The following is a 15,717-nucleotide window of genomic DNA, read 5'->3' as shown; positions in this document are numbered from 1 at the left end:
TGATCATCGGCGCCGGCCTCGGCACCGTGCTGGCGCCATGGCTGCCGGGCGGCGATGCGCATTTGTGGCCGCTGGTGTGCATGGCCGCGGTGCTGGCCGGCGTGCTGGGCGCGCCGCTCACCGCCGCTGTGTTCGCCTTCGGCCTGACCCACGACACCAACGCCCTGCTGCCGCTGCTGCTCACCACCGGCGTCGCCTACGGTTTTACCGTGCTGACCATGCGACGCTCGATCATGACTGAAAAGATCGCCCGGCGCGGTTACCACATCTATCGTGAATACGGCGTCGATCCGCTGGAACGGCAGCATGTGGATGAAGTGATGACGCATGCGGTAACGGCGATTCCTGCCAGCCTCACTATCGCTGAAACGCTGGAGCGCCATTTCGGCGCGCAGCAAGTGCACCGCTGCTACCCGGTAGTCGACATCAACCAGGGTTTGATGGGCATGGTCGAACGCAGCAGCTTCAGCCCGCACGCCGACGGCAGCAATGCTTTGACGACCTTGTTCAATCCCGCCTGCCTGGAGCAATCGGCCGCCCTGGTCGCGCTGCCGTCGGAAACCTGCCGCATCGCGGCCGCGCGCATGGCGACTCACCATCTGGAACGGCTGCCGGTGGTCAGCGATCTGCAGAGTCGGCGCCTGGTCGGCATCATCAGCCGCAGCGACCTGATCAAGCCGTCGCGGCTGTTTTTCGACGAAGAGCAGAAACGTGAAAGATTGTTGAGCTGAATCCCAGACTGAATGCAGTCAGGCGGCAGGCTGCCGTGTTTGCAGCCAGTCCGCCAGCTGGTCCAGTCCCTGCACGATATGGTCGGGCGACTGCCCCAGCTCGTCAAACGTATTGCCGGCCCGGTTGATCCAGCAGACGGGATAACCGAAATGCCGCGCGCCGGAGGCATCCCATGCATTCGATGAGACGAACAGCAGTTCCGAACGATCGCAGTGCATCTGCTGTTCGGCCAGCTGGTAGACCTTGTCGTGCGGCTTGAAGATACGCACGCTGTCGGCGCTGATCAGGTGCGCGAAGCGCTGCTCCAGCCCGGATGCCGTCACCACGCTGCGGATTGAATTGGCCGAACCGTTGGACAGGATCGCCAGCGGCAACCCCATTGCCTGCAGCCTGGCCAGCGCCGCTGGCACTTCCGGGTACGGCGCAATCCTGAGGTACTCCGCGCACAGCGCCGAAAGCGCCGCATCGTCAAGCGGCAGCCGCAGCTGCCCGGATGTAAACACCAGGGCGTCTCGGGTGACCTGCTCGAAATCGGCATAGTCGCCCATCAGGCTGCGCAGCCAGGTGTACTCAAGCTGCTTCTGCCGCCAGACCGTGCTGATCTCGCGCCCCCGGCCCGGATGACAGGCGTCGCAGGCTGCGGCGACCGAATGCACGTCGTAAAGCGTGCCGTAGAGATCGAATACGATGCCGCTTATATTCTTCATTGCACTTCCTCTGTAAGCTGTCGGATCAGCCGTGCCGTCGCTGTTTCCCATGCCCCAGTGTAAATGAGAATATTGCTTGCCGCTTTTCTGCTGATCGCGCCGCCGGCAGCGCACGCGTACAAGGTCGTCAGCGTGGCCGACGGCGACAGCATGACTTTGCAGGTCGGGCGCAGCCGACTCAAGTTGCGCCTGGCCGGCATCGATGCCCCGGAAACAAGACAGGCGTTCGGCCGCCAGGCCGCGCAATCGCTGCGCCAGTTATGCTCCGGCCAGGATGCGCAATACGATGCGATCGCCATCGACCGTTTCGGCCGCACAGTCGCCACGGTGCGCTGCAACGGCATCGATGCAGGTCGAACGCAGGTGGAACGCGGCATGGCCTGGGCTTCTGCACGAAGCGGCAGCGAATTGAAGGCACTTGAGACCATCGCACGCAGCAGCAGGAGCGGATTATGGTCAGCCTTGCATCCAGTGCCCCCATGGGATTTCCGGCACCGCACCGCCCCGGACGCAACCTGTCACATCGGGCCGCGCGGCGGCCGCTATCAATGGATTAACGGACGCAAGGCGTACGGCTGTTGAAACATGTCACATTTCAATCAGTTGTAGGTCATGGTAAAGGTTACAGTGCTGTTAGCCACGCCGGGCTTAACGCTGGCGGCCGTCTGGTAATAGCGGGCCATAAGCGGAATATTGTAGTTGCCGTCAACGGCTGCGGCACCGGCAGCAATCGGCGCGCCAAAGGTCACCGGCGTATTGCTATGCAACAGCTGCACACCTGCGCCCTGGGCTACAGTACCGCTGGCGGGAGACAACGCCAGCACGCCCGGTGCGCCGGAACTATCAGCGATGCCGTCCAAGGTAATGTTGACCCTGGCCCCGGCATCGCAATCGAGAGCGACATTAAAATTGGAACCGGGCGTCTCTACCGTGCTGCCTGGGCCGGTAAACTTGTTCAGATTAACTTCCCCCAATGGGACAGAAACCACAGCATTGGAGACGGAGCAGGAAAGAGGAACGATTTGCCCACCGCCAGTGATATTCAGGTAAGAGCTAAAATAAAGGCCCACAACGCCATACCCCGCGTAGGCGTTTACTGCCATTTTCCCCGCTGTGATAGGACCAGTTTTAATTAACTCAATCTTCCATGACGCATTTATCCAAGAGAAAGTCCCGCCAACATTTTGATGTACCTGATAGGGTAATTGGCGGACAAGCGCTTGATTGATGAAGGTGATCCTGGCACCAACCCCAGCTAGGTTGGTGTTGCCGATCGGACCTGGTCCGCTAACCGTTCCGTAATATGCACCGAGCACGTCGAATCCATCACCGCACGTCATGTATGCTTCGTTGGGCAGATTCACCACTTGCGTATCCAGAATGGTGCCGACAGGGACATCTCTGCGCACGGTGATGATCGGCTTGAACTGCACCGATGCTGGTCTGTTGGACCAGCCGTTGATTTGCGTGCAGGCAGCCAGCGATGGCGTGGCATAGGTGCCCATGAGGCATAGCAGGCCAGCCAGGCATGGCTTTCTCAGCTTGAAAACAAGCGGGAAACGATACGAATAATTCATATCATGCGGATCAGTTGTATGTCATGGTGAAGGTGACTGCGGCATTGGCCAGCCCGGGCTGGACCGTCGCCTCCGTCTGGTAGTAGCGGGCGATGAAATTGACGGGATAGGCGCCAGCGGTGGCGGCAGTACCGCCATCGAGAACACTGCCCAGGATGACTGGCTGACTCGAATACAACAGCTGGACTCCCACCCCTTTTGCTACCGTATTCGACGATGAAGGAGTCAGGGCCACCACGCCCCTGCCGGGAGCGGCATTGTCGGCGGTGCCATCCAGGGTGATCTTGACCCGGGTGCCGGCGGCGCAATCAAGGTTGACCGGGAAAGCATGATCCGGCGTAGTCTTGCCAATACCAGTGAAGTAGCTCAAGTCCGTGCTGCCCAGCGGCACCTGGACCGCTGTGTTGGTGACGGAACAAGCGACGGTAGTCACGGTCGAGGCAGCAAAACTAAAGCTATATGTATAAGTCAAATTAACCAAACTCGCACTGATACTCCCTGGTATAGCCGTGACGCCGCTTCCGGTGTCTCCAGTTTTAACCAGCTCAAAAATAGTCTGGCCCCAGTTCCGACCACAATACACGCCGACATTACATCCGCTATTAACATGGTCCCTAGGGAAAAAACCGCTAAACCAGCCCGTCGGATCTGGCGTCCTGACGCGCATTGCAACACCGGCAATGCCAACGCTGAACAATTGCTCACCGTTATAGTTAATGGCTGTCAGTCTCTCTGCAGACCAGCGTGCGGTATTGTTCTGAGTGGTACAGTCGAGAAAATCACCACGATTGCTAAAATTTGTTCTTGTGACTGTGGCTAGGACTGCCCCCAATGGTGCATCTCTTTGCACCACGACATTGGGAAAATTAACCACTTCCCCGTCACTCGGGCCGAATCCAGCCCGAAAGGTACACACCGCCTGCGACGTCGTTGCATACCCGCTCGCTATGCAGAATACTGCTGTCAACAAGAAAAATTTCATATTTAGTAAATTATTCATGCTATGAACATGCTCATCTGATACGGCTTTTATCAGCCCCGATTTAATTTCCATTACGGACAGGCGTACAACGCCCCTCCACCCGAGCTGCATCAATTTGCCGCCCGGCCTGCGTCGGCAGGACATAATCGATTCGGCAGCTGCCGCCAGCCGCTTCGCTCCATTTGACGATCAGGCTGCCGCTGTCGGCGATCCCGCGTACAAAAGCCTTGCTGCCTTGCCCCACCACGCCGACTGCCTGTCCGCCTTCATCGAATACCTCGGCCGCAAACGGCAGTGGCTTGCCATCTTGCTGCATGGCCTTGAGCACTACCGCGCGGCCAGCGACAGTCTCGAACTTGAGCAGGCTGACCGCACCCAGGGTGGGCGCCACGTTTTGCGTGCTTTCTTTCAGTTCGACATGGTCCGACGTGCCCTTGGGATCGATCCCGATCACATTGTTCTGGAACGGCGTCAGATACGGCACCACGCCGTAGCCGCGACGGTCCAGGCGCACGTTGGAGACATTGGTGAGCCCGGCTCCCTCAGCATCCGGCGCATGCACCAGGCCGACGGTGTCGCCCAGGCTTTGCGCCAGCGACACGCCGCCGCCATGCACCACCACGCCGCCGTCGGCGCCGAACGACAGTTGTCCGTTCTCGCCGTACTGGCTGTAGCCCGCACGCAGCTTGGCCGCGCTGTTCTGGTAGCCGCCGTAAAGGTTGAATCCTGTGCTGCCGCTATCGCTGCTGCTGCGGCGGCTGGCCGAGGCGCCGTAACTGACGTTGCGTTCCTCGCCCAGCGTGCCGCTGACGCCGACATTCAGGTCGCTGCCGTTGCTGTCGCCGCTGTTGCGCGCCAGGGTCGTGTTCATGCTGGGCGCGTTCACGGAACGGCCGAGCGGCATGGTCAAGGTCAGGACGATGCGGTTGTCGATGCGCCCGCTGTCATAAGCCGGGCCGAAGAAAATGTTGTCGCTCTGCTGCTGCCGTTCCTGCTCCGCGGTCAGCGGCGCCGCCGCGATGCGCGAGCGCTGCACCGACAGGTTCCAGTTGACGCTCTTCCAGCGCGAACCATAACCTGCGGTAAATGACGTCTGGCGTCCCTGGCGCTTGCCCCAGTAGTCGACCGAACTGCCGTACAGGGACAGCGTGCCGTCACCCAGCTTCTGGCTGAGATTGACGTCGAGGCGGCTCTTCTGGCGCGCATACTGGCCGACATCCTGGCCACGCCCGGCCAGGCCGCGCAGATTCACTGCGTCCGGCAGGCTCAGGTAGCCGTCGGTGGAAAAGCGATAGGCGCCCAGCGCAAAATTGGTGCCCGTCTCCGGGATGTTCTTGTTGTAGGCCACGCCATAACTCTGTCCTTGCAAGACGCCCATGCCCGGCACGCTGGTGCGTGAGGCCGTCGCATCCAAGGAAATCGCGCCAAGCGGCGTGGCGAAGGCCGTACCGAGCTTGGCCTGGGCATAACCGCTGGAGACGGTGGCGCCACCGTACAGGGTGACGGCATTGCTGACGCCGTGCTGGATCGCGGCCTGCATCACGAACGGCGCGCTGTCGGTGGCGCCGTACTGTTTCAGCTGGCCGGCGGCGACGCTGTACTTGGTGGTGTCGGCGCGCAGCAGCTGCGGCAAGGCGGCGTACGGCACGACAAAGGTATTCTTGCGGCCGCCAGCTTCGGTGACGGTCACCGTCAGGTCGCCGCCGTAGCCGGTGGGATAAAGATCGTCGATGACGAACGGCCCCGGCGCCACCGTGGTTTCATAAATCTTGTAGCCGTTCTGGCTGATGCTGACCGTGGCGTTGCCCTCGGCGATGCCGCGCACAACCGGCGCATAGCCCTGCTGCGACTGCGGCAGCATGCGGTCGTCCGAAGCCAGGCTGACGCCGCGCAGGCGCAGGCTGTCCATGATCTGGCCGCTGCTGAAGCTGTCGCCGATGACCAACTGCGATTTCAGGCCGGCGATGCTGCGCTGCAGGTACGTCGCTGTGTTCTGGTAGCTGCTGCGGCCCCGAGCCGGACTCCAGGCCTGAGAGCCCTGATGGCGCAGGCGCCAGGCGCCGGCATTCACGCCGCCGACCAGGCCGAGGTAGGCCTGGCTGCCGCCGGCGCCGCTGGTGACGGTGGAACTGCTGAAGTTATAACCCAGCAAGGCGGCATTGATGCCGTTGTCCCATTGGGCTGGATCGACATAACCGCGCGCCGACAGGTTCATGAAGATTTGCGGAATGCTGACCGACAAGACCTGTTCGGCGCTGTCGAACGATGCCGTCGCGCCCGGCACCCAATCGCCCAGGTCGCCGCACAGGGGGCCGTCCGGTATCGGATGGCCGCCGGCTTCCTCTCCGCCGCTGCCGCCACTGCCGCGCGCAACCTTGTCGGCATCGACGCCCAGTTGCTGCAGCAGCGCACGGTTGAAACAAGGCGCCGCGCTGTCCTGGCCGGCGAGGTCGCTGAAAGTGATATCGCGCCGTCCCTGGCCGTTTTCATTGACGATCACATCGACGCGGTAAGAACCCGGCAACACCACATTGCCTTTGTCGAAACGCGAAAAATCGGCGCGCGAACCGCCGCCGGCGGCAAACATGCCGGCATCGAATGTCATCGAGGCGACAGTAGCCGCCGCGTTTGCCGTCGGCGCCGCCAGCACACCGGAGAACATGCCGCCGATCAGCATGCTGAGCAGGCGCGGCTGCAGCGGCGCGGTCGCCCGGCAACTGGTGGAATATCTAGTCACAGTCGCCATCTTCATGGCACTGCAGGCTGCAGCGGGGCCTGTTCCGGCACAAACGCGCCGTAATCGTTGATCGTCGAGAACTGCACATGGGCGCCTGTGGGCAAGGCGCCGACTATGTCCTTGAGTAGATAGCGCCGGCTGCCGCCGGGCGCGACCATCTCATATTGATCGCTCTTGTTCAGGCGCGCGTCGGGCCCATTGCCTAGCGCCAGCGCCACTTCCTGGAATGACACGTGATACGGCGAAGGATTTTGCACTTCCAGCATGCTGCCCTGCGCGGTCTTGAGCAAAGACCAGCGCAATTGGGACACCGCATCCGAAGCCGCGCCCGGCAGACCCTGCGGGCGGAAAAAAACCTTGGTGCGGATGCGGAAGCTGAAGCGCAGCTGGCTTTCCTCGCCATCGACCTTGGGCGGCACTTCCAGCACATTCAGCCAGAACACCGACTCCCTGTCCGCCGGCAGCGGCTCCCGGGTATAGACCAGGCGCAAGGACTGGCTCTTGCCGGCTTCCATGCGGAACACCGGCGGCGTGATCGTGAACGGCACGTCGCTCTGTTCGGGAGTAATCTTTTCGTCGCCGCTGTCGAGCCACACCTGCACCAGGCGCGGCAATTTCTTGTCTTCATTGGTCAGCTGGATAGTGATTTCGCGGTTCTGCGCCGGATATATCTGGCGCGTGCCGCCAATCACCACCCCGGCCCGCGCCGGCCATAGCGCCAGGCAGCCGGCAAGACACAAAGCGGCCAATGCCAGGTAACGCGGCCAGGTACGGGTGGAATTGCGCATGTTGTTTTTTCTCGGTAAACACAAAGCCCGTCCTGCCCAGAGGGCGGACGAAGGCTTTCTGCAAGCTCGTTCAGCAGAGCTTGATCTGTTGCAAGTTAAGGGAAAATGACGGTATAGCCGACGCTGGTAGCCACCGTGCCAGCCGTGGCGGCGCCGCCGGTAGCCTTGTATTCCGCCTGGAACGGCAGCGTTGCCGTACCGCCGGCGGCCGTCACCTCGGTGGTCTCGTTGCCGGACGCCAGGTTGACTGGCGCATTCGCATTCAGGCTGTCGAGGATCTGCACCTGTACATTGGTAGCGCTGCCGGTGGCAGTGGAATTTTTCAGGTTGCCAGTCACCGGATCGATCATGGGACTAGAGGTATCAAACAGGATCGCAGCGCGCGTGCCATCCGGACAGGTAGCGCCGCCGGTGGTGCCCAGCACGATGGAGAAAGGCTTGGCGGCAGCTACTGCGCCGTCAGCGCTCAAGGCGGTTGTCTGCACGGGCAGCAAGGCAACGGCAAAGTCGCCGCCGGTGCCTGGCGTGGTGCCTGGACCGCCGCTGACGCTGCAGGTCAGGCCCTTGATTTCACCGGTGATGTTGATGGTGCCGTCGATAGCGAACGCAGGCGCGCCGATCAACCCGGCCGCCGCCAGCATGGCGGCGATAAGCGATTGTTTTTTCACGATGTTTATTCCTAGTAGATTGAAGAAAACTCTTTTTATCCAGAGTCCCGTCAGTCTAGTTTTGACAAGGCAAAAAAACAGGTAAGAAAAGATGGTTAATCTGTAGGAAAAATCCTGAAATTTCGGTTATGTAAGCTTTCACCTAATTTTGCATAAAAATTCCAATGCAAAATCATTTAGCCATGCCATGCCGGCGGCAGGATTGAAAATGGCGGAGAAAAGCAGGCAAGAATTGCCAGCGTGCCGACCGCCTGCCGCAGGACACAGCAAGCGGTGTTCGAGTCACTTCACCCTCGGATTCAGCCGGTACGCTCGATTTCATAATGATCGAGTATGGATACGCCGGCTATCTCCCCGGCGCTGTCGACCACGCGCTTGAATTTTTGTTTGCGATCGGCCGTGTTTTCAAGTTGCGGCTTCAACAGGCAAGAACGGATGAAATTGCTGAGAGACAGCCGTTTGGCGGTTTTGCAGCAGTATTCATAGACTCCTTCCAATTTATACCCGTCCAGGAAGGTCACCTCGAATTCACAGGCAATCGGCTCGTCGGTTTTCGCGCCCCAAGCCAGCAGCAAGCGGTCTACCTCGACAAAACCGCCGAGGATGGCCGTCAACTGCATGCTTGCCTGCTTCACCGCGATTTTGCTGACGCCGATCTTTTCTTCGGGATGCTGAAGCGCTTCATCGGCGATTTGCGGCAGGTCGCCAGCTGGCTTGAATTGATGTTGAGCATTCATATTCATCCCTTCTTGAACTAATTGGACCGTCCGCGCCGATGCCGCCGGCTAGCCTTACCTGGCCAGGTTCTTCCTGACGATTGCATCGGCCGCGGCTTCCGCTTCCGGCACCGGCTGGCTCAGCGTCTTTGTGGAATACACGGGTGCTGCGGGCATGGCCATTCCCAGCATCGGCCCATCCGCATGGCTGATGTCGACCGTGACGACAGTCGACAGGCCCACCCGCAACGGGTGTTTTTCCAGCTCACTGGCATCCAGCGAAATCCGCACCGGCACCCTTTGCACCACCTTGATCCAGTTGCCGGTCGCATTCTGCGCCGGCAGCAGCGAGAAGGCGCTGCCGGTGCCAGCCGACAAGCCCAGCACCTTGCCGTGGTAAACCACTTTGCCGCCATACACATCGGCTTCTATGCTGGCGCTCTGGCCGACGCGGATATCCCTGAGTTCGGATTCCTTGAAATTGGCGTCCACCCATAACTGGTCCAGCGGCACGATCGACATCATGGCCGTGCCCGGCGTGACCCGGTTGCCCACTTGCACGCTGCGTTTTGCCACATAACCCGCCACCGGCGCCAATATCGCGTTGCGCCGCACGGTGAGCCAGGCCTGCACAAAATCGGCCTTGGCCGCCAATATATTGGGATGCTGCTCGAGGCTGACGCCGGCTATCCCGGCGCGATTTGCATCCGCCTGCTTGATCGCTACCTCAAGCGAGGCCTTGGCGTTTGCCACGGCTTGCCGGGCGTGAGCGACGTCTTCGCCGGACACGGTATGGTCTGCCGCCAGCGGCAGGCGGCGCGCCAGGTCGTCGCTGGCATCCTGCAAGACCAGCTTGCGCTGCTCTATGGTCGCATCGTACTGCGCCACATTCGAGTAGCGTTCGCGCAACTGCCGCACTGTCGTGCCCAGGCGCGCATCAGCCTGGCTCAGCGCGACGTCGGCATCGATAGGATCGAGCTTGATCAGTTCCGCGCCGGCTTGCACCATCTGGGTTTCATCGGCGCGGATTTCCTGCACGTTGCCCGACACTTGCGAAGTCAGATTGACCAGGTTGCCGCCGACGTAAGCGTTGTCGGTATCCATCTCTTTCGACAACACCAGCACGTAATAGATGGCGTAAGCGACCCCGATCAGGATGAACACCAGGGTCATGCCCAGCAATACGAGCTTGCGTTTGCCGGAATTGGGTAAGTCTTGAGTAGCTGTGGTCATTGCGAATATTCCATTATTCCGTTTTATTTTGAGGTCTGGGTAAGTGCCGCACCCGCGTTGGCGCTGTCGGTGCGGTAACCGCCGCCCAGGGCCTTGATCAGCGACACATCTGCCTGCAACTGCTGGCTGTGCAGCTGCAGGCTTTCATCTTCTTGCCGCGACAAAGACAAGCCGGCATTCAGCACTGCGTTGCGATCGGCCAGCCCCTGCCTGAACTTTGCCTGTGCGGTTTGCAGCAGGTCGCGGCTGGCCCGCATCACCTCGTCCTGCCGGCCGATCTGGCTCTCCAGGCCGCGCACGCTGATGGCTTGCTGCGCCACATCGCGCACCGCATTCAGCACGCTCTGGTTGTAGTCGGCGATCAGTCCGTTGCGCTCGGAACGGGAAGACTCCAGGCGTGCATCCAGGCGCTTGCTGTCAAACAGCGGCAGCGACAAGGTCGGGCCCAGGAACAAGGTGCGGCTAGCCGCACTCAGCACATTGCCCATGGAAATCGAATCCAGCCCGGCCGAAGCGCTCAGGTTGATGTCGGGATAAAACGCTGCCTGTGTTGCTTCGATCCGGCTCAGCGACGCTTCCACCCGCCAGTGCGCTGCCTGCAAGTCCGGCCGGCGCGCCAGCAGTTCCATGCCGAGCCTGGCCGGCAGCGCGTGCGCGATTTCGTTCAACTGCTTGCTCAGCTGCTGCGGCTTGAGGTCGGCCAGCGCATTGCTGTCGCCGGCCACCAGGGCGCGCAGCGCTTCACGCTCGGCGGCGGTCTGCGCCTCAAGTTGCGCGGCCTGCTTGTTCAGGGTGCCGAGTTCGCTCTCCGCCATGCGCTGCTGGTCTATCGCCGCCAGCCCGTGCGCAACGCGCTTAGTGGTATCGGCAACGATGTCGGTTTGCGTGCTGATCGTCTGGCGCAGGTTTGCCAGCCGGGCCCAGCCGCCTTGCAGGCTGAAGTAACTCTGCGCAGTAGCGGCAGCCAACAGCTGTTCCGCCTGCGCGTAGTCGGCCCGTTGCGCATTCACCTCGCCTAGCGCGGAGATAATCTGCGCCCGGTGTTTACCCCACCAGTCGAAGTCATAACTGGCTTGCACCTGCACTATCGCTTCAGTGAAATAAGCGCCGCCTATCGGCGCCGGGAACAGGCCGTTGCTGGAGTAGCGCTGGCGGGTTCCTTCTACATTCAGATTGACGTTCGCGCCCTTGTCGGCGCGGTTGAACGCCAGCGTGGTGCGCGCCGAGTCGATGCGGGCGGCGGCGATTTCCAGCGTCGGGCTGGCAGCCAGCGCTTGCGTCACCAGCCGATTGAGCTGCGGATCACCGTAGCGGGTCCACCATTGTTTATCGGGCCAGCCTTCGCTGGCCAGCTTGATGTCCGACGCCAGCTGCACCTTGGCCAGGTCCTGCTGCGGATAGGTATTGCGGTCAGGCGGGACGCTAGCGCAGGCGGCAACGGCCAGCGCAATCGCCAGCGACAGGGCAAGCGGTTTTAATGTCGATATATGCACAGCGAGATTTTCTCCGGATTGAAGAATGGTTTTTGTTAACAATGAACGCATGCGCCTACTCCATCGCCGCGTGGTCCATCGCCACCGGCATGCTGGCTTTTGGCGGACGGATCAGCAGCAGCAACGGGATCACCAGCAAGGTCATGATCAGCATCAGCCAGAAATCGTTGACGTAGGCGATCATCGAGGCTTGCCGGGTGACCTCGTCGTTGATCACGGCCAGGCCGCTTTGCATCGCCAGGTTGTAGATCGAGGCAACCATCGCATCCTGGTAGGCGGGACTGGCGCCGGATATTTTTTCCACCAGCGAGGAATGGGCGATCTGGGTATTGCGCACCAACAAGGTCTGCACCAGCGCGATCCCGATACTGCTGCCGATATTGCGGATCAGGCTGTAGATGGCGGTGCCTTCGGCGCGCATTTCCGGCGTCAGCGTGGCAAACGTCGCCGCGCTCAGCGGCACGAACACCAGGCCCAGGCCAATCCCCTGGATCACGCCCGGCCAGACGATGTCGCTGGGCGACAGCACCAGCGTATAGCGCGACATCTGCCACAGCGAGAACGCCGTGACGGAAAAGCCGATCGCCAGCAGCACCCGTAAATCCACCTTGCCCACCAGCCGCCCCACCACCAGCATCGCCATCATGGTGCCGAAGCCGCTCGGCGCGGTCACCAGGCCGGCGATTTTCGCCGGGTAGCCCATCAAGGCCTGCAGCATCGACGGCGTCAGCGCGCGCGTGGCAAACAGCACCAGGCCGACGATGAAGATGAACAGCAGGCCGGTGACATAATTGGAGTTCTTCAGCAGCCGGTAGTCAAAGAAGGACTTGCCGGCAGGCCGCAGTGCGGTATGCGCCAGGAAATAGCAAAAACTCATCGTCAGCACAATCGCTTCGACCCAGGTCTCGCGCGCGGAAAACCAGTCGTTCTGCTCGCCGCGGTCAAGCAGCATCTGCAAGGCGCCGATGGCGATGCTAAGCGTAGCGAAACCGAACATGTCGAAACTCATGCGGCGCGCCGCGGTAGTGGCGCGTATATATTTCAGGATGCCGTAAAAGGCCAGCGAACCGATCGGCACATTGATGAAGAACACCCAGCGCCAGTTGTAGCTGTCGGTCAGCCAGCCGCCCAGGGTCGGGCCGAGGATCGGGCCTATCATCACGCCCATGCCCCATACCGCCATGGCTGAACCATGTTTTTCACGCGGGTTGATATCCAGCAGCACCGCTTGCGACAGCGGCACCAGCGCCGCCCCGAACACGCCCTGCAGCAAGCGCGCCGCGACAATCTGCGCCAGCGACATCGAGACGCCGCAGGCCATCGAAGCGACGGTAAAGCCGGCGATGGACATCAGGAAAATATTCTTCTGGCCGAAACGGTCGCACAGCCAGCCGGTGAGCGGCGTGGTGATCGCCGCCGCCACGATGTAGGAAGTCAGCACCCAGGTAATCTGGTCCTGCGATGCCGACAAGCTGCCCTGCATGTGCGGCAGGGCGACGTTGGCGATGGTGCCGTCCAGCGCCTGGATGATGGTCGCCAGCATGATGAAAATCGTAATCATGCGGCGATTGATTGGACCCCCGGGAATCTCAGGCCCAGCCGCGGCTGCCGTGCTGCTCATAACCTTGCCTCCACCGCCGCATCCAGCGCTTCCAGCATTTCGGTGGCGCTGCGCAATTTTTCCTTGTCGACGTCCGCCAGGAATTCGAGACGGAACGCATCCGCCTCGGTTTTTACCTTGCGGTACAGCGCAAGGCCGTCTGCGGTCAGCACCGCCAGCTTGACGCGGCGGTCGGTTGCCGACGGCTGGCGCGTCACAAATCCTGCTTTCACCAGCCGATCTATCATCGACATCATGGTCGGATCTTCGACCCCCAGTTTGTGCGCCAGGTCGGTTTGCGACTGCGGCTGGCCGGCCTTGGCAATCATGGCAATCGCCATCCAGCCGGCCTGCCCTACGCCCAGGGATTTGAGGTGCCGATCCAGTGCCTGGCGCCAGCAGCGGGCCGCATTATGCAGGGCTGCCGTGAAACGTTCTTCCAAGGTCAACAATTTCAATCCTAATAATAATATAACTAATCATTAGCTATCTAATTAAAATTGTAGTGTGCTTTTTTATGGAAAACAAGTCTTTTAAGATTTCTTTTAGTGAATCGGGCCAAGGCCGGCCCGCATGATCATGGGGCGGTGCGCCGGCGCATTCTGCTAGACTATGCAATTAAACAGGCAACCAACAATTAGATGGCTTCGAATTCGAATACGCTAGAAGAACACTTCTCCAGCGCCCTGCATAACACGGCGCGCGCCTGGAAGCTGGCTGTCGACCGGCGCCTTAAGTACCTCGGGTTGAGCCAGGCCAGCTGGACTGCCGTCGCAGTCGCGGCCAAGGCCGGCGAACCGCTGTCGCAGATCGAGCTGGCGAACCGGGTCGGCATCGAAGCGGCGTCGATGGTGGCGACGATTGACCGCCTGGTGAAACTGGAATTGGTAGTGCGCGAGCCGTCGCCGCATGACCGGCGCGTCAAGCTGGTGGTGCTGACCAAGGCCGGCCAACAGTTATATGGCAAGGTGAAAGCGGAAGCGGATGCTTTCCGCAAAGAGCTGCTCGCCAATGTAGACAAGCAACAGCTGTCGGCGGCCGTCAAGTTGCTGGAGCATTTGCAATCGGTGGCGGAAGCGGTCGCCTCCGACGCCAAACCTTGATGTTCTCTTGCGGGATCGGAGCAAGCCGGAACAACTAAGGCTGCGGCAGATCTGCCGCCACTTTATCCCGCAGCACCGCAACGCAGATTTGAGTTACCAGTTACATCATCCAAATGGCACGCCAACGATCGCTTTCAGCACCCACCGGTCGGATGCCGCTGCATAACCTCGGCCGACCCCGAAATTGAGATCCCAGCCGTGGATCGAAGTGTCGATTACGGCGTACAAAGTCTGGCTTTGCTGGCCGAGGCCCCCGAGCTGCCGGAATGGCCCTAGCGCGTTATAGCTCTCCACGCCGAGTTGATAGCCGCCGTTGGTTTTATAGGCAAGTTTGGTGTCTATTTCCAGGCTGGCGGGGCTTGCCGCCGGACCTGAAATCTTGAAATCGACATTGGCATTCATGGCGGCTGTCCAGCGCGAACCCTTGTAACCAAAGATGCCTTTCAGCTCGCCGTTCCACGGATTTTCATCCAGCCGATGGTCAACTCGCCCGACTTCCAGATTCGCGCCGTAAAAAAAAGGATTGTCTTCAGCTTTTGGCGCTATGAATTTCACGCGAAGTTTTTCACCGTCGATTCTTGTTTCGCCACCTGGACCGCGCGCACTCAGGACATAAGCCCCCAACTCGAAGTTTTTGCTCAGCCCGTACGAGAATTCGGGCGTAACACGGAATGTATGGCGCGACACCAGCCCTCCATTGTGATCAGGCTCGCGCGAGCCGGAAGGCACGTAGTTATTATGTATGTCCAAACCAAATTCGCCTGGCTTGTTCATTTCGTCCATATAGACTTGAATTTCTTCGGGCGCTGCCGCAGCAGCCGCGGCGCTTCCCGCAAGCACCAGGAAAGCAGCGGTGCGCCCCATGCTCAATGCGCGGAACAACTTCATTGCCTGATTCATCATTTCCCCCGGTGAAAATGCCCGATTGGACGCAATGAGTGCGCCTCTGCGGATTGCTAACGATTCGGCAGCATGCGCCGCAATGTGTCATCTTTGACGATGAAATGATGGTATAGCGCAGCTGCAATATGCAATGCGACTACGGCGATCAGTACCCAGACGAACAGCTGGTGCATGTCGCCAAGCGTATGGCCCAGCTGTGAGCCTTTGGATGACAGCGCCGGCAAGGGGAACACGCCGAACAGCGACACCGGCCAGCCGCGCGACGACGCGTTAGCCCAGCCCATAAGGGGAAAAGCGATCAGCAGCAAATAAAGCAGCCAGTGGGTGAGTTGCGCAATGCGGCTCAACAGCGGCGACAGTGTCTGCGGTTCCGGCGGTGGACGGTGCGTCCAGCGCCATAGCAGCCTTACCAGCACCAGCAACACGATCAGCGCGCCGATGGACAGGTGCCAGCCGATCAACCCGACTGGCTGCGTAT

General features: G+C 60.6%; 16 protein-coding genes. 3 read left to right on the top strand and 13 right to left on the bottom strand.

The features are described 5' to 3' along the window. Positions 1-731, top strand: a 731-nt coding sequence (locus JWQ61_RS18295; protein WP_304361762.1) for a CBS domain-containing protein, incomplete at its 5' end; no start/stop codon positions are given. Between the two features lie 18 nt (positions 732-749). On the opposite strand, the gene JWQ61_RS18290 is transcribed toward JWQ61_RS18295, so the two are convergent. After that, a complete protein-coding gene (locus tag JWQ61_RS18290; RefSeq protein WP_304361761.1) occupies positions 750-1,439 on the bottom strand; it encodes a haloacid dehalogenase type II in 690 nt (229 codons plus the stop codon). Between the two features lie 63 nt (positions 1,440-1,502). On the opposite strand from JWQ61_RS18290, the gene JWQ61_RS18285 reads away from it, so the two are divergent. Then, positions 1,503-2,021 (top strand): thermonuclease family protein, encoded by a 519-nt coding sequence (locus JWQ61_RS18285; protein WP_304361760.1) that lies wholly within the window; start codon positions 1,503-1,505, stop codon positions 2,019-2,021. Positions 2,022-2,038: 17 nt separating this feature from the next. Here the strand turns inward: JWQ61_RS18285 and JWQ61_RS18280 are convergent, their stop codons facing one another. The 10 genes from JWQ61_RS18280 to JWQ61_RS18235 form a co-directional block, all read right to left on the bottom strand. Next, entirely contained in the window at positions 2,039-2,944 is a 906-nt protein-coding gene (locus JWQ61_RS18280; RefSeq protein WP_304361759.1) for a fimbrial protein, read from the bottom strand. Between the two features lie 82 nt (positions 2,945-3,026). Further along, on the bottom strand, positions 3,027-3,449 hold the full coding sequence (locus JWQ61_RS18275; protein ID WP_304361758.1) for a fimbrial protein: 423 nt from the start codon (positions 3,447-3,449) through the stop codon (positions 3,027-3,029). Positions 3,450-4,059: 610 nt separating this feature from the next. Further along, positions 4,060-6,750, bottom strand: a complete 2,691-nt coding sequence (locus tag JWQ61_RS18270) for a fimbria/pilus outer membrane usher protein (RefSeq protein ID WP_304361757.1) — start codon at positions 6,748-6,750, stop codon at positions 4,060-4,062. Then, complete coding sequence (locus JWQ61_RS18265) at positions 6,747-7,523, bottom strand: molecular chaperone (protein ID WP_304361756.1); 777 nt, start codon at positions 7,521-7,523, stop codon at positions 6,747-6,749. The genes JWQ61_RS18270 and JWQ61_RS18265 overlap by 4 nt, the downstream gene beginning before the upstream one ends. A 95-nt stretch (positions 7,524-7,618) precedes the next feature. After that, positions 7,619-8,191 (bottom strand): fimbrial protein, encoded by a 573-nt coding sequence (locus tag JWQ61_RS18260; RefSeq protein ID WP_304361755.1) that lies wholly within the window; start codon positions 8,189-8,191, stop codon positions 7,619-7,621. Positions 8,192-8,490: 299 nt separating this feature from the next. Continuing rightward, positions 8,491-8,928 (bottom strand): hypothetical protein, encoded by a 438-nt coding sequence (locus JWQ61_RS18255; protein WP_304361754.1) that lies wholly within the window; start codon positions 8,926-8,928, stop codon positions 8,491-8,493. A gap of 54 nt (positions 8,929-8,982) precedes the next feature. Continuing rightward, positions 8,983-10,140: an HlyD family efflux transporter periplasmic adaptor subunit gene (locus JWQ61_RS18250; RefSeq protein ID WP_304361753.1), complete on the bottom strand. Its 1,158-nt coding sequence runs from the start codon at positions 10,138-10,140 to the stop codon at positions 8,983-8,985. Between the two features lie 23 nt (positions 10,141-10,163). Beyond that, positions 10,164-11,684, bottom strand: coding sequence for an efflux transporter outer membrane subunit (locus tag JWQ61_RS18245; protein ID WP_304361752.1), 1,521 nt, complete (start codon positions 11,682-11,684; stop codon positions 10,164-10,166). A gap of 4 nt (positions 11,685-11,688) precedes the next feature. Then, a complete protein-coding gene (locus tag JWQ61_RS18240; protein ID WP_304361751.1) occupies positions 11,689-13,194 on the bottom strand; it encodes a DHA2 family efflux MFS transporter permease subunit in 1,506 nt (501 codons plus the stop codon). Positions 13,195-13,250: 56 nt separating this feature from the next. Continuing rightward, on the bottom strand, positions 13,251-13,685 hold the full coding sequence (locus JWQ61_RS18235) for a MarR family winged helix-turn-helix transcriptional regulator (protein ID WP_304361750.1): 435 nt from the start codon (positions 13,683-13,685) through the stop codon (positions 13,251-13,253). A 189-nt stretch (positions 13,686-13,874) separates the two neighbouring features. Here JWQ61_RS18235 and JWQ61_RS18230 point away from each other — a divergent pair, with 189 nt between their 5' ends. Further along, positions 13,875-14,336 carry a MarR family winged helix-turn-helix transcriptional regulator gene (locus JWQ61_RS18230; protein WP_304361749.1) on the top strand — a complete coding sequence of 154 codons (462 nt, stop codon included), beginning with the start codon at positions 13,875-13,877 and terminating at the stop codon, positions 14,334-14,336. A gap of 105 nt (positions 14,337-14,441) precedes the next feature. On the opposite strand, the gene JWQ61_RS18225 is transcribed toward JWQ61_RS18230, so the two are convergent. Both JWQ61_RS18225 and JWQ61_RS18220 read right to left on the bottom strand, forming a co-directional pair. After that, positions 14,442-15,239, bottom strand: coding sequence for a hypothetical protein (locus tag JWQ61_RS18225; protein ID WP_304361748.1), 798 nt, complete (start codon positions 15,237-15,239; stop codon positions 14,442-14,444). A gap of 53 nt (positions 15,240-15,292) precedes the next feature. After that, positions 15,293-15,717, bottom strand: a 425-nt coding sequence (locus JWQ61_RS18220) for a cytochrome b (RefSeq protein WP_304361747.1), incomplete at its 5' end; no start/stop codon positions are given.

The organism is Collimonas fungivorans, assembly GCF_028292705.1.
In the GTDB taxonomy this organism is placed as follows: domain Bacteria; phylum Pseudomonadota; class Gammaproteobacteria; order Burkholderiales; family Burkholderiaceae_D; genus Collimonas; species Collimonas fungivorans_B.
The sequence above is the reverse complement of the archived record's forward strand: the minus strand, read 5'-3'. Positions and strand labels throughout refer to the sequence as shown.

What these genes read in the sequence shown, in the direction of transcription:
- JWQ61_RS18285 (WP_304361760.1), top strand. Translation starts at nt 1,503, where the DNA reads ATGAGAATATTGCTTGCCGCTTTTCTGCTGATCGCGCCGCCGGCAGCG.
- JWQ61_RS18280 (WP_304361759.1), bottom strand. Translation starts at nt 2,944, where the DNA reads ATGGGCACCTATGCCACGCCATCGCTGGCTGCCTGCACGCAAATCAAC.
- JWQ61_RS18225 (WP_304361748.1), bottom strand. Translation starts at nt 15,239, where the DNA reads ATGATGAATCAGGCAATGAAGTTGTTCCGCGCATTGAGCATGGGGCGC.
- JWQ61_RS18230 (WP_304361749.1), top strand. Translation starts at nt 13,875, where the DNA reads ATGGCTTCGAATTCGAATACGCTAGAAGAACACTTCTCCAGCGCCCTG.
- JWQ61_RS18245 (WP_304361752.1), bottom strand. Translation starts at nt 11,684, where the DNA reads ATGCGTTCATTGTTAACAAAAACCATTCTTCAATCCGGAGAAAATCTC.
- JWQ61_RS18250 (WP_304361753.1), bottom strand. Translation starts at nt 10,140, where the DNA reads ATGACCACAGCTACTCAAGACTTACCCAATTCCGGCAAACGCAAGCTC.
- JWQ61_RS18290 (WP_304361761.1), bottom strand. Translation starts at nt 1,439, where the DNA reads ATGAAGAATATAAGCGGCATCGTATTCGATCTCTACGGCACGCTTTAC.
- JWQ61_RS18265 (WP_304361756.1), bottom strand. Translation starts at nt 7,523, where the DNA reads ATGCGCAATTCCACCCGTACCTGGCCGCGTTACCTGGCATTGGCCGCT.
- JWQ61_RS18255 (WP_304361754.1), bottom strand. Translation starts at nt 8,928, where the DNA reads ATGAATGCTCAACATCAATTCAAGCCAGCTGGCGACCTGCCGCAAATC.
- JWQ61_RS18270 (WP_304361757.1), bottom strand. Translation starts at nt 6,750, where the DNA reads ATGAAGATGGCGACTGTGACTAGATATTCCACCAGTTGCCGGGCGACC.
- JWQ61_RS18240 (WP_304361751.1), bottom strand. Translation starts at nt 13,194, where the DNA reads ATGATTACGATTTTCATCATGCTGGCGACCATCATCCAGGCGCTGGAC.